At 51.4% G+C, this 21,002-nt stretch carries 17 protein-coding genes and 3 tRNA genes; 8 read left to right on the top strand and 12 right to left on the bottom strand.

Features of this window, described 5'->3' with window-relative positions:
- Positions 1–133 precede the first annotated feature (133 nt).
- Entirely contained in the window at positions 134–874 is a 741-nt protein-coding gene (locus tag ACSHSR_RS10870) for a hypothetical protein (RefSeq protein WP_167667751.1), read from the top strand.
- A gap of 297 nt (positions 875–1,171) precedes the next feature.
- Here the strand turns inward: ACSHSR_RS10870 and ACSHSR_RS10875 are convergent, their stop codons facing one another.
- Positions 1,172–1,630 (bottom strand): hypothetical protein, encoded by a 459-nt coding sequence (locus ACSHSR_RS10875; RefSeq protein WP_028779936.1) that lies wholly within the window; start codon positions 1,628–1,630, stop codon positions 1,172–1,174.
- A 198-nt stretch (positions 1,631–1,828) separates the two neighbouring features.
- Here ACSHSR_RS10875 and dgt point away from each other — a divergent pair, with 198 nt between their 5' ends.
- A complete protein-coding gene (dgt, locus tag ACSHSR_RS10880) occupies positions 1,829–3,280 on the top strand; it encodes a dGTPase (protein ID WP_109248156.1) in 1,452 nt (483 codons plus the stop codon).
- Between the two features lie 61 nt (positions 3,281–3,341).
- On the opposite strand, the gene ACSHSR_RS10885 is transcribed toward dgt, so the two are convergent.
- The 3 genes from ACSHSR_RS10885 to ACSHSR_RS10895 all read right to left on the bottom strand — a co-directional run bounded on the left by ACSHSR_RS10885 (position 3,342) and on the right by ACSHSR_RS10895 (position 5,196).
- Positions 3,342–4,589: a transporter substrate-binding domain-containing diguanylate cyclase gene (locus ACSHSR_RS10885; RefSeq protein WP_479631486.1), complete on the bottom strand. Its 1,248-nt coding sequence runs from the start codon at positions 4,587–4,589 to the stop codon at positions 3,342–3,344.
- Positions 4,582–4,794, bottom strand: a complete 213-nt coding sequence (locus ACSHSR_RS10890; protein WP_479631487.1) for a hypothetical protein — start codon at positions 4,792–4,794, stop codon at positions 4,582–4,584. The genes ACSHSR_RS10885 and ACSHSR_RS10890 overlap by 8 nt, the downstream gene beginning before the upstream one ends.
- A 129-nt stretch (positions 4,795–4,923) precedes the next feature.
- Complete coding sequence (locus tag ACSHSR_RS10895) at positions 4,924–5,196, bottom strand: hypothetical protein (protein ID WP_044734518.1); 273 nt, start codon at positions 5,194–5,196, stop codon at positions 4,924–4,926.
- Between the two features lie 544 nt (positions 5,197–5,740).
- Between ACSHSR_RS10895 and ACSHSR_RS10900 the strand changes: the two genes are divergently transcribed.
- Positions 5,741–6,805 carry a DUF3080 family protein gene (locus ACSHSR_RS10900; RefSeq protein WP_479631488.1) on the top strand — a complete coding sequence of 355 codons (1,065 nt, stop codon included), beginning with the start codon at positions 5,741–5,743 and terminating at the stop codon, positions 6,803–6,805.
- A 161-nt stretch (positions 6,806–6,966) separates the two neighbouring features.
- Positions 6,967–8,091, top strand: coding sequence for a hypothetical protein (locus tag ACSHSR_RS10905; RefSeq protein WP_479631489.1), 1,125 nt, complete (start codon positions 6,967–6,969; stop codon positions 8,089–8,091).
- A gap of 105 nt (positions 8,092–8,196) precedes the next feature.
- Here the strand turns inward: ACSHSR_RS10905 and ACSHSR_RS10910 are convergent, their stop codons facing one another.
- From ACSHSR_RS10910 to ACSHSR_RS10940, 7 genes are all read right to left on the bottom strand, one after another.
- Positions 8,197–10,077: a S8 family peptidase gene (locus ACSHSR_RS10910; protein WP_025010441.1), complete on the bottom strand. Its 1,881-nt coding sequence runs from the start codon at positions 10,075–10,077 to the stop codon at positions 8,197–8,199.
- A gap of 416 nt (positions 10,078–10,493) precedes the next feature.
- The gene (locus tag ACSHSR_RS10915) at positions 10,494–11,183 is read right to left on the bottom strand and encodes an SDR family oxidoreductase (RefSeq protein ID WP_054744399.1); all 690 of its coding nucleotides are present in this window, start codon (positions 11,181–11,183) and stop codon (positions 10,494–10,496) included.
- A 94-nt stretch (positions 11,184–11,277) separates the two neighbouring features.
- Complete coding sequence (locus ACSHSR_RS10920) at positions 11,278–12,147, bottom strand: CLCA_X family protein (RefSeq protein WP_144133616.1); 870 nt, start codon at positions 12,145–12,147, stop codon at positions 11,278–11,280.
- A 221-nt stretch (positions 12,148–12,368) separates the two neighbouring features.
- Positions 12,369–12,455, bottom strand: a tRNA-Leu gene (locus ACSHSR_RS10925).
- 43 nt (positions 12,456–12,498) lie between these two features.
- Positions 12,499–12,572, bottom strand: a tRNA-Cys gene (locus ACSHSR_RS10930).
- Between the two features lie 20 nt (positions 12,573–12,592).
- A tRNA-Gly gene (locus ACSHSR_RS10935) sits at positions 12,593–12,668 on the bottom strand.
- 559 nt (positions 12,669–13,227) lie between these two features.
- Positions 13,228–14,670, bottom strand: coding sequence for a glyceraldehyde-3-phosphate dehydrogenase (locus ACSHSR_RS10940; RefSeq protein WP_028779943.1), 1,443 nt, complete (start codon positions 14,668–14,670; stop codon positions 13,228–13,230).
- Between the two features lie 204 nt (positions 14,671–14,874).
- Between ACSHSR_RS10940 and ACSHSR_RS10945 the strand changes: the two genes are divergently transcribed.
- The 4 genes from ACSHSR_RS10945 (at position 14,875) to ACSHSR_RS10960 (ending at position 20,005) form a co-directional block, all read left to right on the top strand.
- Entirely contained in the window at positions 14,875–15,822 is a 948-nt protein-coding gene (locus tag ACSHSR_RS10945; protein ID WP_107111636.1) for a DUF2989 domain-containing protein, read from the top strand.
- A 211-nt stretch (positions 15,823–16,033) separates the two neighbouring features.
- On the top strand, positions 16,034–17,044 hold the full coding sequence (gap, locus tag ACSHSR_RS10950; protein ID WP_044734523.1) for a type I glyceraldehyde-3-phosphate dehydrogenase: 1,011 nt from the start codon (positions 16,034–16,036) through the stop codon (positions 17,042–17,044).
- 328 nt (positions 17,045–17,372) lie between these two features.
- A complete protein-coding gene (locus tag ACSHSR_RS10955) occupies positions 17,373–18,923 on the top strand; it encodes a YjjI family glycine radical enzyme (RefSeq protein ID WP_144131056.1) in 1,551 nt (516 codons plus the stop codon).
- Positions 18,924–18,934: 11 nt separating this feature from the next.
- Positions 18,935–20,005 carry a YjjW family glycine radical enzyme activase gene (locus ACSHSR_RS10960; RefSeq protein WP_479631490.1) on the top strand — a complete coding sequence of 357 codons (1,071 nt, stop codon included), beginning with the start codon at positions 18,935–18,937 and terminating at the stop codon, positions 20,003–20,005.
- On the opposite strand, the gene ACSHSR_RS10965 is transcribed toward ACSHSR_RS10960, so the two are convergent.
- Positions 19,992–20,927, bottom strand: coding sequence for a LysR family transcriptional regulator (locus ACSHSR_RS10965; protein WP_037474466.1), 936 nt, complete (start codon positions 20,925–20,927; stop codon positions 19,992–19,994). The two genes, ACSHSR_RS10960 and ACSHSR_RS10965, sit on opposite strands and share 14 nt — an antisense overlap.
- Positions 20,928–21,002 lie beyond the last annotated feature (75 nt).

Here is a 21,002-nt window from a genome sequence, read left to right on the forward strand (position 1 = left end):
CACTTGATTTGCATCGAAAAACTCGCTAGCGTGTGCGGCCAAATTACACAGGACGTAATTCAATATGAATCTGAAGTTTAATGCTGTCCATCAACACGTACTGGAACTGTTAAAGCAACAGGGAATACGCTGTTTGGTGGACGATCAATACGACGAACTAAACGAGCATTATTTACAACTTTGGCTGCCCGAGCCGCTGACAGAAATCGAAATCAAGCAACTGAATAAGTTCCAAAAACAACATTATTCCCTTTGGAAAGATAGTGCGCAGCCATGGGAAGATGTTAAGGCGCAAGTGAAGCTCGATTTTTCCGATAGCTGCTACAACGAACTCAAGGCCACTTTGGTCAAAATGACACTGGTAGACAGAATGACCTTTGAGCGAGCCTGGCAAGAACGCTTGGGGGTTGTTTGCAACAATGTCGACCTGGATGTTATCGCCCATCGCTGCACTCAAGTGGCTGATATAGATCCCCTCACCAAGGCAATCGCTGACAGCTTTTCCGATGAATGGCTGAAACTCTGCGCCTCTATGGAACTATTTCAGGTACGGTATTTGGTTTTCAACAGAGCGGTGCGCAAAGATAAATCAGCCCGCAACTCCGAAATGCTACATTTGTGGACCGACACAGAGGGCGAAAACCCTAAACAGGCGCGCAAAGCTGTTGGCCGGGTAACAGGTAATCCTGGTGGTATAGCCAACTACCAAAAGGGTGCCCGCGTCATACGGCAAGGTAACTGTGTAAGAAAGACCAAGCTCTATAATCATGAGTTTGAAGACGCCTACCAACGCCGGGTTCGCGTCAATATCAAAGGCGTAATGGTGCCTATGATGAATCATGCGGACTTATTACAGCTATCGTCATACGATTAAGCAAAGATAGCCGCCTCTGCCAGAGTTTTACTCTGGCAGAGGCGGAAAACGTCACTCTAAGTTGAATGGACCCGAACCCTCTGATATATCCGATATAACAGTACAGCCCCAAGTTTGGCCCACTAGGGTGCACTGGCCGTGCGGCAGTGAATGAATTGGTTAATGGGAGCTAGATATTGCCCAACATCGGCATAGCCTGACGGATGGCTGAAAAGGGTTGTTATCGAGAATGGTGTAAAGCCAATGAAGCTCAAATCATTGGGGGCGCTTCCAAATACTCGCCCCCTAAATCTGCTATCAACGGCGGTGAAACTTGGCGTCCTTATCGAGACACCAGTGAGCCTTAGCACTCTTGTCTTCGTTAGGGCGGCCGGTTAACAGCTCACCTTGCTCATTGATGTAATAGACAAAAGCTTTGGCATCACCGAGTTCATCCCAATACAGCATCGCCTCATCCGCTTCCTGGCCTTCACAAGTGGTGACTTTGCCGCCTATGGACTCGATATAGGCACTGCCCTTGATTTGGCTCAGCGGCGCCCCTGTACATTGGTTGTTGTCATAAAGATTGGCGACACTGTGGTAGCGGTTTTCCTCAAAGCGCATGACAAACTCTTTACCCAGTTTACCGTCACCGAGACAACCTGTGGTCCACTCCCCTTTGAGCCTGTCCGGCATGGCATCATCGCCATGGAACATCAGAAAACCGAGCGTTGCAGCCAAAATAAGCAGCAACATCACACTTAAGGACTTGAGCATTAACACATCTCTGAGAAAGGATTTTTCAGGATAGTACTCTGCGATGACTGAAGACGCTATCGTACTCATCGCAAATTTACATAGAGTGTCACAAATTGGCCCCATGGGATAAACTGTGGCACATTGGAGTAACATACGGATTCCAAGTCATTTTCTTGCTTAGGCAACTACTTGTTGGAGGTTCTCTCGGTGTCTGACATGCATTCTGAGATAGATTTTCGCCGCAAAATTACTGCGCAGCGCCCCTTTGGTAAACCGGAAGACACTCGGGTAGATAATCCAGAAAAATTGCAGCTGGCGCTGGAAAGCGATCGTGGCCGCATCATTAACTCGGCCGCCATCCGTCGTCTGCAGCAAAAGACCCAGGTGTTTCCGCTTGAACGCAATGCCGCGGTGCGAAGCCGTTTGACACACTCGATGGAAGTTCAGCAGGTAGGCCGCTTTATTGCGCAGAAGATATTCAAGCTCTTGGGGCCAGGTGCCGAACGCTGGGGGCTGCAATATCTGGAACGGCAATTGGAAACCCTGGTGGAGATGAGCTGCCTGATGCACGATGTGGGCAATCCACCCTTTGGTCACTTCGGTGAGGCCGCGATCAGTGATTGGTTCAAGCGCAACCTTGTTTCTCTGGCGCCTTCGGGTTTCGATTCCGGGTATCCTGAGTTGATCCAAGACTTATCCCATTTCGAAGGTAATGCCCAAGGCATTCGTTTGATCCACACCTTGCTCGGGCTCAATCTCACCTACAGTCAACTGGCCGGCATTTTGAAATACACCCGTCCGGGTACGCTTGTGAAAGATAAAGCCAATCCTGAGCAAAGCTATCTGATGAAAAAAGTCGGTTATTACGCCAGTGAGTCCAGGTTTGTTGCCGAACTGACTCAAGCCATGGAGATGGCACCCGGTTGTCGCCACCCGGTGAGTTACATCATGGAGGCCGCCGATGACATCTCATATTGCCTGGCCGACATTGAAGACGCAGTGGAAAAAGGCATCATAGAGCTGGATACCCTAAAACAGAGTCTGATAGCCGAGTACCAACGGCAAATTGGGGTCAAGCAAGGCGCTCTCGGACACAAAGACTTTATGAGCAAATCGATTGAGGCGGCAGACAGCAGCGCCCGCCACCTGGCAATCAACCAACAGAGCCAGTTTTTTACCTTCCTCCGCGTTCGACTGATCCACCCTTTGGTCAATCACGCCGCCAAGCGCTTTATCGACAATATTGAAGCTGTGTACCACGGCAACTTGAACGAGTCGCTGCTTGAAGATGGCGGCTACGAACACGCCATTACAGAAACCCTCAAGCAAGTTGCTATCAAGCAGGTATTTTGCCATCGGGAAGTGGAGAAACTTGAGCTGCAGGGATACAGGATCATCACAGGCTTACTGGATAACTATCGCTCCCTGCTGGCATTGAGCGAAGATGAGTTTAGCAAACTGGTACAAGGCCTGCCCAAGACAGCACTTATCGAAACCCGGTTGTTCCATAAGCTGCCTGGCAAGCACCTGGCCACCTATAAAAGAGCCATTGAAGCCAATCAGTATCCTGAGTTTTACCACAGGTGTCGTTTGCTGCAGGATTATATCAGCGGCATGACAGACCAATACGCTTTGGATGAGTACAGACTACTTATGGTACTTGACTGACTCTTAAAGAGAGTTGTTTACTAACTAAGGCTCGGGATACGAGCCTGGAATGCCATTACTATCAGATCCGCCTAAACAGGAGATCGTTACGCCCGGACGCCTTGACCTGATACATCAAGCGGTCGGCGTCGGCCAGCACAGACTGGGCATCCCGGGCACCGGGTTTGGCATACACGGCACCTATGCTGATACTGAGGGGCAATTTGCCGGCCTTGGTGGCAAATGGCTCTCTGTCTACCGACAAAAGCAGCCGGGTGGCCAGGGTCTTGGCCTCGGCTTCTGTCATGCCCAGCTGCAGAATACAAAACTCCTCACCGCCTATGCGGCCAAATACGCTTCCCTCCGGCAAGATGGCCACTACCATTTGCGTCAATTGGCAAATGACCTCATCACCCACATGATGACCATAACTGTCATTAATCCGCTTAAAATCATCTATATCAAACAGTAACAAGGTCAGACTGTCATAACCACGGCCATCACAGGCTTGTTCGAGCGCATCCATAAATGCCCGCCGATTGGCGATACCGGTAAGCCCATCTGTAGCCGCCAGGTGAGCCAGCTCGGTATTGGCAGCCTCAAGCTCGGCTGTGCGCGCCGCCACGGTACGGCGCAGCATAAACACATACACCAGGATCCCGAGCAGAAGTATCCCAAGCAAGCCTTGCAGCAGATAGCGTGGATAGACAGTTTCCACATACATCCAGCGATTGAGGATCCTTTGGTATTCGGAATCTGGGATCCGGGCCAGTCCCTGGCGGATCTCTTCCAGCAAGGCGCTCTGCCCCTCTTTGACAGCCGGACGAATTTGGGCACTGTAAAGATGGCGGACTGGAATAAAACGCGCCGGCTCGCGTGAGGTATAGAGATAGAAGTTGGCGACCTGCAGATCGGCAACAAATGCCTTTAACCTGCCGGCAAAGGCGGCCTTTAACATTAGATCGTTGCTGGCATAAGTCAGCACGCTGGCCTTCGGGTATTTCTGACGCACAAACGTCTCTTCATAGCCGCCACGGACAACGCCGACTTCACCGCCGTTGATCAGGTAGCCGTCCGGCTCGGTACCGAGTAACCCTTGACTGAAAAACAGTTGACTCTCGATCCCCAGCAAACCCTGGGCATAATCCAGGTAATGTTCCCTGTCCTGAGACCAAAGCAGCCCGGCGTGGATATCGGCCTGACCACTGCGAACCAGATCCAGCGAACCTTGCCAATCTGTCAATATAAAGCGGACTTCGACCTTATTGGCCTTGGCATATTCTTGCCAGATATCCACCAGGATCCCGGCCGGTTCACCGGCATCATTCAAATATGAAAAAGGGTTTCCAGGAATTGGAGTTGGCAATAACCAGTTCTCTTGCGAGTTGCTGAGCGGTATCCGAGTGCGTATCTTCAGCGGCCTGGCTTTGGCCCGTTGTCGGCAGGAACAGGGGTAAAATGACAAATAGTCGGCAGAGGGTGGTCAACGACAGCTGGAGCAAGGAGTTAACGTAGGCTGTTGCAGCGAGCTTCATGTGGCCGGAATATCCTTACAAGGCATGATTTGGGTGGGTTCTACCCGGGTTATAGCCCCGGGTTCAGCGAACATCCACCGGAAACACACCAAATATTAACATTTGTAGAGAATTTCCAGCAGCTTTTTTTCAGCAGCGACGGATCCGCACCACCTTCATGGTTTCCATTTCAAAACCGGCTACTATGGTTGTTTGCGGGTAATAGTCGACCGACACTCGGGAACCTTTCAATGAACGGTATTTTTTAGGGCGTTTGAAGCGAAAAGGTGCATCACAATTTTCCAGCATCAGAGTATGTTGGATCCAGTCGCCTTCATCCCGCTGGGTATGGGAGACAACTGTCTTGTCTTCGGTGTGATAAAGTGGTGAGTGTTTCTCTGTCAATACGTCAGCTATTGTCATAATGCATTTACCTCCGATGGGTCGCTTCTGACTATGAATCCAAGGTCCTGACGGGCCCGACCTCGCCCGTGGTAGCCCGGGCAGTAGCTTCGCCTTCTTGATTAACCTCTTGCCGCAAGCAAGTACAGAAGGTTTGACTGTAGAGTACCGTCTTACTCAAAAGCCTTTTGCTGAGGGAAAAGTTCCCCGGCCGCGGCAGATTGGCGGTAGCTATGCAGTAGTGTCTGGGTAAGCAGATCATCCCCGGGCAAAAAATTTCCGGGGGAAGGTCAATAAAAAGCGAGCAATCATTGTAGCAAATTTGCACAGAAAGATCTTGGTGAAAAAGCCAACGACGCTTTATACAAGGTTAAACGGCGCTCAAAAACAACTGATAGCAGCAAGCACAACTCTGCACGAGTCTGCGTAACGCTACGTTGTATTAGTTACGACAGCTTGGCAGGGCTTAACCTCTTGGATCACAATTTATAAAACTTATGGTCGAGTAACTGTATGAGAACATTACTTGCGCCCGGCTCAATCCCTTTTCCCAATAAGGCTTGCCATGACACCTTTTCCTTCAACAGTCTATCGCAGCCTTGCTGCAGTGCTTATACTGCTCACCCTACCCGCATGTCGGGATAATACCGAATCGCTATGGCAAGATTACAGCGCAAGGCTTGAGAGAGTCACAGCACAAAACTTTATCGCTCCGGACTATCGACCTGAAGTCGACCAAAACCTGAATGCAGCAAATAGACCTGAAGCTTTGGAAGCCAGACTGCCATTGCTGGAAAGCCTTGGCTTAATGCATTGCAGGCTCGGGGAGTTAATTGCCGCACATAACTCCAGCCTTGGCAGAGTCGCAGAGCCCAGCGAGCTGCTTAAGTATCAGCTTGCCTTTATTCAAGCCGCGCCGATTTGTCTTATAGACGCCAGGCTAGAAAGTCAGACCAAACAGTTGCTGACAGAAGCCCTATTGCAAAAGCAACAAGATGCACTGGACTGGTTCGATTGGATGCTTCTGCAAGACAGGGCACTGGACAAACTGCTGTTTATCGGCACTGAGTCTCTATCCAGCGAATCCCCGCTTGCCGGCCTAATCGAAACAGAATTAGCACTGGCCGCCCTGGTGAAACTCAAAACGGACATAGTGAAAGCACAAGTCGGGCAACTCTCCTGGCAAACATTGGACACCCAGACTCTGGATGCGGCACTGGCTGAATTGGCGCGCAGTCGGATTATTGCCCGCAATATGCGCAGTCAGGCGGTCAGCCTGCTCTGGCTTTCGAGCCTCAACGATTGGTTGGAGCCTCGGCTCGATGGCCTGCTGTGCCGCCCAGGCCATAACAATCAGCGTCAGGAGATATTGCAGCGAATATTGGTAAAAAACTTCATCGGGCAAATACAACGGCAACTTAGCCAGAGTCGCCACATTCAACGCCGTTTGGGCGATTTGCTGCAGCAACTCTATCAGGGAACCGCGGTGGAGAGTCGTGTCGCGTACTTCTTTGCCGAAACCGCTAACAAAGACAGCTTAAATATCCGGCTCGACAAGGAACTCAAACGCCACGTGAATTGGTGGCAAAAGCTACGCGACTCCTGTAGCGGAACTGCACCTGGAGCATAATCCATTGTGATGCCGCAGGCTCTTGCAGCTAGCTCCCCTATTGTCTTCTGCCACTATTTACCGACTCAGCCCTTGTATATCAATAGATAAGCATGTTGCCAGCAGGTTATCTTTTGGTGACAATAAGCCCATATTTCAAATCAATAATTCATCGGGTTTCAATGGGAACAGCCGAACTCATCCGGCAGGCAATCCTGCAGCCATATCATAAGATCTCAACCTCTCTTCAGAGGTTTCGCACAGGTATAAGTCAACGGCTCGCCAAGCTGAGCACGGCCCAAAAGCTCTACCTGTTGGCGCTATTCAGTCTGCCGTTTTATGAACAACACCCTTCGTTGACAACCCTGCTCACAGTCAGCGCGTTGGTTATTGAGTTCTGGCCGTTATTCAACAAACTGTGGCACTCTTTGGCAGGCAAGGCGGTCATTTTGCTATTTTATGCCACCATAGCCAACTTTTCGCTGGCCAGTAGCGGTGCCATAGTCAATGAAGTCACCGGCGTCTCGGCAGCGCATTTCAACTATACCCATAACTTCGCCCTGTTACTGGAGCTTCCGGTTTGGATGGTGATCACCAGCAGTATCGCCCTGTTGCTGCTGCAGATGTTACTGCCCATCTACCTGGTAGGACTGCTGCTGCTCAAGCTGGTGGGGCTTATCGGCTTCAAGTGGCAGCCCAAGTACGCCTATCCTGTAAGCACAACCTTTCTCAGGCTCATGTTATCGTTTTTAATCCTGCATCATCTGATGCTGCTGGTCGATATGGAGCGTTTCATGGAGAGCCGCTTCAGAGTCGATGACAAGGGCGTCAGCTTCTCCTTTAATGGTCAGTTTAAGCCAAACGAGGATAAAGCAAGTGCAAACCTCTCCCCTTTGCATGTCCCGGACACCGCCCAAGGAAAAGATGTCTTAAGCGCTGAGCAAAAGACAAACAAGCTGAATACTGAAAGCCAGGATCCAGCTGGACAGAAATCACAAGCGCAAGAAACGGAAAATAACGCAACAAAAGCGGAAGATGATGCTTTGGTATACGCCCGTTTCACAGCCGCCTACAGGCACAAAGTCAGGCAGCTTGTGGCCGACTTCGCTTTTGGCATGGAAGCCGATGGCCGCAGTCGCTGCCAGATGTCTGCCAATGCGACCGGCGTTGAACTCAATGATTACGAGCTGTTGCAGATCTTGCCCGACGCCGGCGAGCTTTATGGCTATCGTTTTGAGGTTATTCCCTGTGTCTCGGCTGCATTTCCGCGAACTCTGGGGAGGCCTCCTTCACTGCCGAGCGATTAATCCTGGTATGCAAATCAAGTCTCTGAAGTGGATGTTCTCTTTTGTGAATAAGTACTATCGAGTCCGTAAAAAGCCGCCTTCCGGCGGCTTTTTATCCTTTTATACTCAGAAGCTTGCCAAGAGTTGCATGCCCGAGAAGGCGGAGTATCCGCGGATCATCACATGATAGGTCGCCGCCTGGGTGACTTGAAAGCTGCAGCTTTCACTGTTGCCATTCTTGTACGGACGGCAATCATACACAGACGTAGAAGGTGCAGCCCCGGCGCGAACATAGAGATCGGCGTCACCACTGCCACCGCTGGTAGCAATATTCAGGCTAACACCCGCCGGAACCTGGACAGTGAAATGCTGCTCTGAACCAGCACTGCCACTCAAGTTGCTCTTCGGCACGCCATTTTCCAGACAATCGCTGCCACAACCACCGCCGGCGCTGTGTGTTGCCGTTAATGTGGCGCCGCTGTAGGCACTGTAACCCTGCAGCATCACGTACCAGCGCCCTTCTGCCGGCGAGCTGAAGCTGCAGCTCTCATTGTTGCCACTCTTGTAGGGGCGGCATTGGTAGCTGTTTAACGTGGGTTTGCTACCTTGGCTGACATAGAGATCGGCATCACCACTGCCGCCAGCCAGATCTATGTTCAAGTCGGCAGCGCCCGCAGGGACATCGATATAGAAATAGTTGGATGAACCCTGGACACCGCTGACACTGATCCCCACGCCGTTATCCAATGGAGTATCATCCGATGGACAATCATTGCCACAACCGCCGTCATCGCCTGCCAGAGAATAGAGCAGCTTGTTGGGTGAACCTGTCTTGGCATCGCCCACTTTGCCGGATGAGGCGCGGCTTACCAGCAAGTTAGTCAGCTGAGTCGGGCTCAAGGCTGGGTTTTCCGCCAGATAAAGTGCCGCCACCCCGGCAACATGGGGGGATGCCATGGAAGTACCACTAATGGTATTAGTTGCGCTGTTGGAGTTGTACCAAGCAGAGGTGATTGACGAACCCGGAGCATAGATGTCCAGACAGGTGCCGTAGTTGGAGAAGCTTGAGCGACTGTCGGTGCTGGTGGTAGAACCCACAGTCACCGCATTGGCGGCCCGCGCCGGTGAATAGTTACAGGCATTACTGTTGTCATTGCCTGCTGCCACAACAAAGCTTATCCCGGCCGCTACGGCCGCATTTACCGCATCATCCAGCGCCTGGGAGGCGCCACCGCCCAAACTCATGTTGGCAACCGAAGGCCCTTGGGCGTTGTTTTTCACCCAGTTGATCCCGGAAATCACTCCGGAGTTGGTACCTGAGCCCGAGCAGTTAAGTACCCTGACCCCGACAATATTGACATTCTTGGCAACCCCGTAAGTGCTGCCGCCTATAGTCCCGGCAACATGAGTACCATGACCGTTACAGTCACTGCTGTCGTTATCGTTATCGATAAAGTCATAGCCACTGCTGGCACGGCCGCCAAACTCATTGTGGGTGTTACGTACACCTGTGTCTATGACAAAGGCAGTGACGCCTGAGCCGTCATAGTCGTAATGGTAGTTACTGTTGAGCGGCAGATCCCGCTGATCTATCCGGTCAAGTCCCCAGGTAGCTCCGCCTTGATCGCCGGCGGCTTCCACCATGGGTTCAATGGACACCCTTTGATCCTGCTCAACATATTTGATGTTGGGATCTTTAAGCAGACTCTGGATCTGAGCCGCATTGGCCTTGACCAATACCCCATTGAGGCTGTTGCCAAAGTTTTGTCTGACTTCAATGCCGTGTTCGTTGGCGAGCCTTGCGCCCATACTGCTGGCGTAGGCGCTGACGCCATTCGGGTCATTAAGGTTGATAACCGCCGGGGTATTGAACACTACTATGTACTGATCTTTGATGGCTTTGGCAGGATTGACCGCATGTAACTGGGCTTGATAGTCCTGTGCCAGAACGAGCGGGCTGCTCAGGGCTGCAGCAACTGCAATCGCAATGAAATGTTTCCTTTGCATAATGATTTCCTTGGTTATTATGATTTTGCCTCGAGGGCCGTTTTAACCTAGGACATTTTTTAAGCAGCATCTAAATTGCAGCGTTGCACTGTGCCGGAAACCGATATTGCAAATGTAACAACAACGTTACATTACCCAGCCTAAAGTAGCAGAAAGATCCGCCAAGAGTATAACCGATACAAAACGGGGGCCCGCATCGTCAAATGAACCAGTTATACTAATAAAATCAATTACTTTACTCTATTGCTTGACCAGCAAACCACCCAGCGCTAACACTTTTGGGCCGGATGAATTGCAAGCTATCAACCCAAAGTATGATTTTAAACTCAGACTTAGCTTCCAGCCTTTTTTCCTCTTGCCTTTCAGCAAATTACCGGCCAAGCGCAAAATAAGCGCCATAGATAAAAAGAATCTGGTTACCAGGGTATGCTGTTGCCGCAGTAATCATAAAATCCGCCACTTTGTGCCTGGCTGAGGTTATCCAGCAGTTGTTTCATACCGGCTGCCGAGGTATCTACATCAATAAGCGCATTGGGGCCGCCCATGCTGGTTTGCACCCAACCGGGATGCAAGGCTACCGCTTTGACACCGACATTAGCCAAATCTAAGGCAAGACTCTTGGTGATCGAGTTGAGCGCGGCCTTGGATGAACGATACAGATAACCACCACCACTCTGGTTATCGGCCATGCTACCGACCTTGGATGAGATATTGGCTATGATGCCTTTTGCTTGGATAAGATGAGGCAGGAAAGCTTCAGCAAGCTTACAAGGCGCTATGCTGTTTACTTCAAACACTGTGCGCCATTCATCCACAGGCAATTGTCCTAACTGCAAACCTTTGGGGCCATAATAGCCTGCATTGTTGAGCAGCAGATCCAGGCCCCGTCCCTCAAGCTCTGCAGCCAGATCAGCCACCGCCTCATAGTCGGTCACATCCAGAGCAAACACCTCCAGCCCCTGAAATTCGTTGACCAGATCCAGCAGTTCGTCGGCCGTTTCCGGATCGCGACAACAGGCCAATACGTCCCAACCGGCGGCAAGATAGACTTGGGTCAACGCCAATCCTATGCCGCGGTTGGCACCGGTTATCAATAGTTGTGGCATAGGGTTAATCTCCTTTTACTTGAGAATTTCGGGCTTTAGGTTGTCGTCACTCATTAGCTAAATGACGCTAACGATCGAGCTTATCATAAGCCAGTTAACTTCCGTTTGGCTTCTTGTTACTTTCGCGATGACTCTGGCGGATAAGCGCTTCACCGAGCATGCCAAAGTAATTTGCCAGCGCGTTGAGAATCGCTTTTCTATGAGCCTCATCAGGATAGGCCCCTGAATCATTGAGCTGTGAGAAAGTCGTACCCGACACCAGATATTGGTTCCGTATATCGGTAAAAGACTCGATAGCGGCTTCAAAGGCCCGGGCCATCAACTCCGTAGGGAGCGAAAAATAGCGCCTGCCATAATATTTATCCAAGGCAATGGCCCGGCGCACATAGTCACTCGGCTCAAGGCCATCCGGGCTTATAAGCACGGTTTGATAAAGGAATGCCAAATGACGGTTGAGTGGATGGGGTCTAAGCTCAACATCTTTAAGATAAAGGTCACTGCCAAAACCAATAGCACTGCCAACGCTAAACGCCAAACCGGAATCGTTGCAGCAGGCTAGCTGGTCGACACTTGAATGAATGCCAAAGGCTGCTTTGGCAATATAGTGATCAAAGGCGTGCCAAAACTCATGGGCCAAGGCGCCGGCACCGGCATTTTTCGCCAGCGCCAATATCCTTTCATGGGGGGCGTAGTGCGCCTGGACACCTTTCTGACCGCCTAGACCAAAGTCCAGATTCAGGGTTTGTCTTAGTCCAATGGCGTCCGGCGGCAACTTGAGTATAAAAGCCAGGTCCGCCAGAGAATCAAATATCAGATTGGCAGCCAGCCGTGATTCTTCAGCGCTGACCCACTTGCCTACCCGCACATTGGCAAAGCCGAACTGTTGCTTGATATCGAGAAAACTGACCTGCTCGTCGAAACGATAATCCGGTCCTTCGCGCAAATAGTGGCGGCTTGTCAGCAAAACTCTTGGCTCCCAATCGATTTCAAACAAAACGAGTGTATACCCGAGGAACGTAAATGTCCCATCATGCTTGAAATCATTGGCTATATCGTTTTTGGAACGACTCAGAGATAAATAGCAAACGGCAGAATGGCAACGCTATGGAAATGTAGCAAGAGAAAGCATCTGGGTTTGGACACAAAAAATGCTCCTCGAGGGAGCCTTTTTTGCACCATTTAGAATGGTACCCGAGGACGGACTTGAACCGTCACGCTGTTACCAGCGAGGGATTTTAAATCCCTTGTGTCTACCGATTCCACCACTCGGGCAAACTGTGTAACAAGGAGATATTACTCATTGTCACTGAAAGAGTGGAGGCGCGACCCGGAGTCGAACCGAGATCGACGGATTTGCAATCCGCAGCATAGCCATTCTGCCATCGCGCCCCGAGCCATAAGGCTGGGATTGGAGCGACATATCGGGTTCGAACCGATGACCTGTACCTTGGCAAGGTACCGCTCTACCAACTGAGCTAATGTCGCATCACTTGTTTGCTTCATCTTCCGAGTTGACAATCAACAAAGGTACCAACCTTCTGTTTTATCAACTGAGCTAATGTCGCATACCTGTTCCGCTATTGAAGCGGAAGCCAGAGTGTTATCCCCTGACTGCGGATTGGCATTCTACCGATTTGAGGCAGGGAGTCAATCGGCAAATTGGCATTTTTATGCCAAAATCACTCGGATGCTGGCAATTTGCTCAAAGCGGGTCAAATTTTCATTATCATGATTAAAATACAATCCGATTCAGTAGCTTGTCAGCGCCCTCTCCCACCGAATACCATCACAAAAGCCGTTGTAAAACCCCCTTATCAAGGCCCTTATCAAAATATTTGATAAGTATTCCAGTAAAATGAGCGTATTGAGGCTTCGGGAATCTTACAAAGGACTAAGGCCATTTGCTGCGAACCACGCCTTGCATCCATGCCCGTAAGCTGACGCAGAGCACGCATGGGACTTGTTCGCACCTTCCTTAGCTACACAAGACTTGAATACAACAAGGCCCGATACTCAGACCGGGCCTTGATAGCAAGAGTCGAAATTACTCTTCAGACAAAGGCAGAGACAGGTAGTTAAGCCCCAGCATCTTCTGCATCACGCCAACCACCTGACAGCTGTAACCAAACTCGTTGTCGTACCACACGTAGAGGATGGCGCGCTTGCCGTCGGCGATAGTGGCTTGAGAATCAACCACACCGGCGTAGCGTGAGCCCACCAGGTCACAGGACACAATTTCAGTAGACTCGGTGAAGTCTACCTGGTTCTGCAGCTCAGAGTGCAGCGCGATATCACGCAGATAAGCGTTCATATCTTCTTTGCTGGTTTCGGCGTTCAGGTTCAGGCTGATGATGGCCATGGACACGTTCGGAGTTGGCACCCGAATCGCATTACCTGTCAGCTTACCGGAAAGTACCGGCAACGCCTTGGCAACCGCTTTGGCGGCGCCGGTTTCAGTGATCACCATGTTCAGCGGTGCACTGCGACCGCGACGGTCTGCTTTGTGGTAGTTGTCGATCAGGTTCTGGTCATTGGTATAAGAGTGGATAGTTTCCACGTGACCATTTTCGATACCGTACTTGTCATTAACGGCCTTCAGTACAGGCGTAATGGCGTTGGTGGTACAGCTGGCGGCAGAAACAATAACATCTTCCGGCAGAATATCGCTGTCGTTAACACCATAGACTATGTTCTTGATGCTGCCCTTGGCAGGGGCTGTCAGCAGAACCTTGGACGCCCCCGGGCTCTTGAGGTGCAGACCCAAACCGTCTTCATCTTTCCAGATGCCTGTGTTGTCGACCACCAGGGCATCGGTAATACCGTACTTGGTGTAATCCACTTCATCGGGTGAGTTGGCGTAAATCACCTGAATATAAGTACCGTTGGCGATGATGGCGTTGTTCTCTTCATCCACCTCGACAGAGCCGTTGAAAGGTCCGTGTACTGAATCACGGCGCAGCAGGCTGGCACGCTTTTCCAGATCGCCCTTACGGCCACCGCGCAGAACGATAGCGCGCAGGCGCAGCTTGTTGCTGCGGCCGGTTTTTTCAATCAACAAACGGGCCAGCAGACGACCGATGCGGCCAAAACCGTAGAGTACAACGTTACGTGGCTCAACTTCATCTTTGCTTTCAATGGCACTGGCCAGCTCGCGGCTCATATAAGCTTCGATTTCGCTGCCGTCGGTGTGGTTACGCCAGTATTTAACCGCCAGTTTACCTATATCCACTTTGCACTGTTTGACATCCAGTTTGCTCAGGGCTTCTACGAAGGGGAAGCTCTCACGCAGGCGCAGCTTATCGCCCACATGGCGACGAACCAGACGATGGGCCTTGATAATATCGATGGTGGAGGCGATCAGCAGGGGTTTACCATAAACCACCACTTCTACGCCCTGATTGCGATACAACTTGCCCAACAGGGGCTGCATAGCCTCCGCCAGTTCGAAGCGTTCTTGCCAACTTTGTAGGTGTTTATCAGCGCTCATTTACAGATCCTTTATCTCACTTTTCCACTTTATTGTCGGGAAAGGTTTGAGTAACAAAAAGAAAAGACCAATAATCATATTTATGACAGCTAAACCTGCCCCTTTTGGTCGGCGCTATTGTAATGAAAACTGCTGCGTCAGGCTAGTAGGAGATTTTCGCTAAATCTCTAATTAAATTACAGATTTAGTCAATTGGAGCGTATTTTGACGCGTAATCTAGTAATAATTACATCATTTATCCTTTTAGCCGGGGTTAGTGGCTGTGATAATGGCGGTAACCCCGCCACTATTTGTAAGAATAATCCTGAACTTTGTGACGATTTGCATAAGGACAGCTGGTGCAGACGGGAAAAGGCCAGCCTGATCATTCAGCGCTATCAGGTCAAAACCACGCCGGAGCCCTCAGGCGAACAAGTCTATCGCTTGCTCGTTAATCTGGAAAACTACAATCGCTGTGTGGGGCTTGCCGCCGGAGTACAGCATATTCTCAATCCTGAACGTACCAATGACAGAGCCAGAGCCTATGGTTTGAGCGCGCAAAGCTTGTCTGAGCTGCAAGCCTCTACCAAGGGCAGCAATGACATCTATATTGCCTTCTATCACTGGGCACATTTGGGTGACGATGCCGCACTCAAGGTATTACTGGAGGCAGAGAAACAACAACAGATAGATTCGCCCGAGATCCTTGCCGGACTCGCGGGCTATTATCTCAAGTTTGATGCCATCAAAGCGAAACAACTCTATCTTAAGGTGTTGGCAAAGAGCACCAAAGAGAACTTCGACCCTGATTGGTTGTTGGGGCTGGCAAGTGCTTCCAGGCAGTTGCAGGATATGGAGCAGGCATATCTGCTCTCGAGAACCAATCTGCTTTTGACCGACAACCCGGTCGATGAGGTTCAACTGACAGCCATGATAGGCAACAATAGTCAGTTGAGTACTCATTTGGATCAGCAGGCAAGTAGTCTGGCGGACGCTCTGAAAGGCGGTGATTACCTTGAGAGTGATTGGCCCAAACGCCTGCAAGGCAATGAGGGGAAAGATGATGGGAAACAAGCTGAGACTGAGCCGGTAACAAAGCAAGCCGCTGATAGCAAACCCATTGATAGCGACAGCAAGCTCGAGAAAAGCACCGAAGGGGCCAAACAAAACTGATGATGTATTCTCCGGGCGGCAAATTACTTGCCAGTTTGTAATTTACGCCTGCCGGTCGCACAATAAAAGCATTGTTTCGCGATCGCTGTAATAAAAACACCTAATTTGTTAACGGAATAGCCAGTTACAGCGTGATTTAACTTGACGACCCGCGTCATTTTTGTAATTTTACTACTAATTACTGTTTTTACATTCACCAGAGGGATATGAGATGACTATCCGCGTAGCAATTAACGGTTATGGCCGTATCGGACGCAATGTTCTGCGTGCTCTATACGAGAGCGAGAAAGACTATCCAATTCAAATCGTTGCCATCAACGATCTCGGAGACGCTTCCATCAACGCTCACCTGACCAAGTATGACTCTGTTCACGGCCGCTTCAACGCCAAAGTAGAACACGACGACGAAGCTATTTATGTCAACGGCGACAAGATCCCAACCTTCCAGGAGCGCGATCCTGCCAAGCTGCCATGGGCTGAGCTGCAGGTAGACGTAGTCTTCGAATGTACCGGTATCTTCACTTCCAAAGAAGCGGTACAACCACACTTGGATGCCGGCGCCAAGAAGGTTATCATCTCAGCTCCCGGCAAGAATGTTGATGCCACTGTGGTTTACGGGGTTAACAACCAGGAAATCACCAAAGAGATGACTGTTATCTCCAATGCTTCCTGTACCACTAACTGTCTGGCGCCTGTGGCCAAGCCATTGAACGATGCTATCGGCATTGAATCCGGCCTGATGACCACCATTCACGCCTACACCAATGACCAGCGTCTGTCTGATGTGTATCACAGCGATATGCGTCGTGCCCGTGCGGCGGCTCTGTCGATGATCCCAACCAAAACAGGTGCAGCGGCGGCTGTTGGTTTGGTTGTACCTGAGCTTCAGGGCAAATTCGACGGCCTGGCGGTTCGGGTCCCGACTGTCAACGTGTCTCTGGTTGACCTGTCCTTTATCGCTTCCCGCGACACCACAGTGGAAGAAGTTAACGCCATCATAGAAGCGGCTGCCAAGACTTCACCCATGAACGAAGTGCTGGCGGTTAATAAGGAGCCTCTGGTTTCCATCGACTTCAACCACAACGCCTTCTCGTCCAACTTCGACGCCACCCAGACTCGCGTCAAGGGACGTCTGGTGAAAGTCATGGCCTGGTACGACAACGAGTGGGGTTTCAGCAACCGTATGCTGGACAACGCCGTTGCCTTGATGACAGCCAAGTAATCCGAGTTCAAAGCCAAACGCCTGCCGAGTGCAGGCGTTTTTTATGCCAGTTACTCTGTCTTACCAAGGCCGAGGTCTTTCTCAAGCGACCATAGCCCGTTTTTATCCGTCTGCGTTCACTCGATATCTCCCAGCTTCTCCATTGCCCATGCAATACTTGATGCAAAGCAGCGGATTTCCATTTTCGACAAGTATCATCAAGCACATTTCACTTCCGGAAAATAAAGCCCCTACTTAGACTCAGGTTAAAAGCCGTTTCAATTATTGTGTTTGAAAGCCAATTCGGCCATTGCGCCGGTTAGCGCCTTGCTTTTAGCGGAGTCTCACTATGGACAATCAATTTCTCAGTCTTATTACCGATCCCTTGCTTGACCCCAAGCAAAAGACCCTGGCGCTGGCCGGTGCCGCCGATGCCAGTATTCCCTATCTGCCTCGCAGTGAAGCACTGACCCAAGCCATGGATAAAGGCATTATCTGCGATATGTTTGAGGGTCATGCCCCGTTCAAACCCAGATATGTTTTGCCCGATTACCAACGTTTTCTAGAGCAAGGCTCCGAGTACCTGGAGTTGACACCGGCCGAAGATCTGGATGATGCCCTGATGAAGCTGATGGTGCTGTATCACCATGTACCGTCAGTCACCAATATCCCTGTGTTTCTTGGCTATCTCGATAGTTTATTGTTGCCTTACTGCCAGAACGTCAGTGATGACGCCTTGTATCAGAAACTGAAACGCTTCTGGATCCAGTTGGATCGCACCCTGCCGGACGCCTTTATGCATGCCAACATAGGTCCAGAGGACAACCGTGTCTGCCGCACTATTTTGCGCATTGATGCCGAGCTCAAGCAGGTGGCCCCCAATCTAACCTTTATGTATGACCCCAAGCGCACCCCCAAAGCGCTGCTGCGACTGGCAACAGACAATATCATTGCCTGCAGTAAACCTCACATCGGCAACTGGCCGATACATGCCCAAACCTTTGCCTGTGCTCCCGGTGAGGCGCCAAATCAAACGTTCGGCATTGTCAGCTGTTATAACGCGCTCCCCACCCGAGGCGGGGCCAATACGCTGGTCAGACTTAACCTCAAAGCCGTCGCCGAAGAAGCCGGTACCCTGGAGGAAATGCTCGAGCGCACCCTGCCCCATTACTGCAACCTGATGTATGAACTGATTGAGCTGCGCTGTGAGTTTTTACACCGCCGGTCCCATTTCTTCGACTCATTCCTGGTAAAAGAAGGCCTCATTGACGAATCCCGCTTTGCACCCATGTTCGGCGTCTATGCCATGGCCGAAGCCGTCAATCATCTGCAGCAGTTGGCAGGTATGAGGGGCGAATATGGTCACAGTGAGCAGGCCAATGCGCTCGGTTTAGCCATTAGCCGCGCGCTCAGTGATAGAGTGACCACGACCCAAGTCAGTTTCGGCTTTAATGGCCGCGCCTTACTTCATGCCCAGGGGGGGCTTTCCATCGACAAAGGCACCACTCCGGGCGCCAGAATCGCCTATGGCCACGAGCCGGATCCTGTCACTCATGTGTTAGCGCTGGCGCCTCAACACGCTTTCTATTCTTCCGGGATCAGCGAGATCCTGACTCTGGATGAAACCATCAAGGCCAATCCTGAAGCCCTGCTTGAGCTGTGTATCGGCGCGCTGGATGCCGGCTTTCGTGAATTTACCGCCAATACCGCCGATACCGATCTGGTGCGCATCACAGGTTATATGGTGAAAAAGTCGCAGATCGCCAGTTACCGGCAACAAGGCTCACGTACCAACACCACCTTCCTGGGCACAGAGGCCAGTGAAACCACGGCCGTAACCCAAAGGGCACCACGGGTAGTGAGCGCCGAGTTCCATGCCGCCGGCAAGTCCCCGGTGTAAGGGCGTAACTTATGAAGAGTGCAGCTCCCGGAGTGTTTGATAACCCGTTCAATCATTCTGAGCTTAATCGCTATAAGCTGAGTGGGTGTGAGTCGAATAGCCGTGAGTTAAGTAGCGGCGATACCGATGCTTCGGCATTGGCTATGGGCTTCGAGGTTACCAGTGCCGAAGTCGCCAGGGTGCTGCCCTTCTCGACCGTAGATGGCCCGGGCAATCGCATGGTGTTTTTCCTTCAGGGTTGCAATTTTCGCTGCCCGGGTTGCCATAATCCGGAAACCATCACTCTGTGTGACGCCTGCCGAGAGTGTATTGCGCACTGCCCGGCAGGCGCCTTGAGCCTTAAATCAACTGCGACTGACACTCAAGCAGTTCCCAATAGCAAGGCATCTCTCAGGCTTGCCTGGGATAGTACAAGCTGCATCGGCTGCGACACCTGTCTCGATGTTTGCCCTTCGAGCAGCCAGCCCAAGACCCAACGCCTGTCAGTCGGAAAAGCGTTGGCGCTGATTAAAAGGCAGCAAGCCTTTATCCGCGGTATCACCTTGAGTGGCGGAGAAGCCAGCTTGCAGCTGAAGTTCGTCAGTAACCTGTTTAAGGCCATTAAACAAAGCCCAGAGCTCAAACACCTGACTTGCCTTTTGGATACCAATGGCAGCCTGGGAGAAAGTGGTTGGCAACGTCTGCTCCCTTGGCTTGATGGCGCCATGGTTGACCTGAAAGCCTGGGATGAGCCGGCTCACCGACGACTGACAGGCCGTGGCAACATCAAGGTCAAGCAGAGCCTGCAACTGCTGGCCGAAGCAGGGAAACTGGCGGAAGTCAGGCTACTGGAAGTACCCGGAAAGAGTGATTATTGGCAACACTTTGACGCCCTGGCGTCGTTTTTGCTGGACTTACAACGCCGGCAAGCGCTGAAGGGTGAGCCGATGCGGCTACGCCTAAACGGTTACAATCATCATGGTGTCAAAGGCGAGGCCTTGCGCTGGCCCAAGGCGAGCCAACAGCAGATTAATGACCTGGCCAAGGCGCTCAGCCGCGCCGGCATAGCCAATATCAGTCTGCCACCGGTTAACCTTGGCTGATGGACTGCTTAAAGCCATTGAGCAGGGTTGCTTTTAGCCATTGCAGCGCCGGATCCCGGCTGCCACTTTGATGATGCACCATGCTATAGCCCACCTTGCCATAGGCAAAGGGCAATGGCTTAACCACCATGCCGCTTGCCTGCGCCGCCATTGAAGCCCACAGCGCCGAGCAGGTAAACAGCAAGTCCGAGTGACGACAGATACTGGCGGCGGCGCCGAAGTCGGCGACTTCCATCGCCAGATTCCGCCTGCGGCTCAATTGTGCCAATGACTGCTCGAAAAAGGGTTGCTGCAGATCGGCATCCAAAATGCCCACATGGGCGAAGCTCAGATAGGCATCCAGCGTCAGCTCTTTTGCTGCCAGCGGGTGCTCGGCTCGCATCAGGCAACACATCTCGTCCTCTGCCAAGCGCTCCCAAATCAGTTCATTGCGGCCTGTTGGCGGCTGTCCCAAATCGTGAGGCAGAACCAGCAAGTCCACCCGTCCTTCACACAGGGATTGAAACCCCGTGCTCTCTTTGGCATGCACCGCCAGTGTCATTCCCGGCGCCTGCTGCTGCACGCTGGCGATAGCGCTCGCAAGCAGTTCGAAGCTGCTTTCCCTCAGCGCCAAATTCATCCGCCCTTGAAATCCTTCCGGGCGAAAGCCCTCTTCGGTAAACAAGTTGTCCATCTCTCTGAGCATGGCGCTGATAACCGGCCCGAGTCGTTTGGCCTTTGCTGTCGGCAACAGCTGGTTACCCTGGCGGTAGAAGAGCTCATCGTCGAGGCAATCCCTGAGCTGGGAGAGTATTTTGCTGACCGCCGAAGGGCTCAAACACAGACGCGTGGCCGCCTGGGTGACGCTTTGCTCTTCCAGCAGTTGCCTAAGCACCAGAAGATGACGGAAATTGATGCGGGATAAGCGGACGATATCACTCATTCTGGCTGTGTTTAACCTTGGCTGGATTTAACCTTGACTGAATAAGCCAAGGTTAAACCATAACGGAATGAAGTT

The sequence above is a fragment of the Shewanella sp. VK101 genome (assembly GCF_056497865.1).

Bases quoted from the DNA above. Each gene is read 5' to 3' on its own strand.
- ACSHSR_RS10875 (WP_028779936.1), bottom strand. From the start codon at position 1,630: ATGCTCAAGTCCTTAAGTGTGATGTTGCTGCTTATTTTGGCTGCAACG.
- dgt (WP_109248156.1), top strand. From the start codon at position 1,829: ATGCATTCTGAGATAGATTTTCGCCGCAAAATTACTGCGCAGCGCCCC.
- ACSHSR_RS10890 (WP_479631487.1), bottom strand. From the start codon at position 4,794: ATGAAGCTCGCTGCAACAGCCTACGTTAACTCCTTGCTCCAGCTGTCG.
- ACSHSR_RS10895 (WP_044734518.1), bottom strand. From the start codon at position 5,196: ATGACAATAGCTGACGTATTGACAGAGAAACACTCACCACTTTATCAC.
- ACSHSR_RS10900 (WP_479631488.1), top strand. From the start codon at position 5,741: ATGACACCTTTTCCTTCAACAGTCTATCGCAGCCTTGCTGCAGTGCTT.
- ACSHSR_RS10905 (WP_479631489.1), top strand. From the start codon at position 6,967: ATGGGAACAGCCGAACTCATCCGGCAGGCAATCCTGCAGCCATATCAT.
- ACSHSR_RS10910 (WP_025010441.1), bottom strand. From the start codon at position 10,077: ATGCAAAGGAAACATTTCATTGCGATTGCAGTTGCTGCAGCCCTGAGC.
- ACSHSR_RS10915 (WP_054744399.1), bottom strand. From the start codon at position 11,183: ATGCCACAACTATTGATAACCGGTGCCAACCGCGGCATAGGATTGGCG.
- ACSHSR_RS10940 (WP_028779943.1), bottom strand. From the start codon at position 14,670: ATGAGCGCTGATAAACACCTACAAAGTTGGCAAGAACGCTTCGAACTG.
- gap (WP_044734523.1), top strand. From the start codon at position 16,034: ATGACTATCCGCGTAGCAATTAACGGTTATGGCCGTATCGGACGCAAT.
- ACSHSR_RS10955 (WP_144131056.1), top strand. From the start codon at position 17,373: ATGGACAATCAATTTCTCAGTCTTATTACCGATCCCTTGCTTGACCCC.
- ACSHSR_RS10960 (WP_479631490.1), top strand. From the start codon at position 18,935: ATGAAGAGTGCAGCTCCCGGAGTGTTTGATAACCCGTTCAATCATTCT.
- ACSHSR_RS10965 (WP_037474466.1), bottom strand. From the start codon at position 20,927: ATGAGTGATATCGTCCGCTTATCCCGCATCAATTTCCGTCATCTTCTG.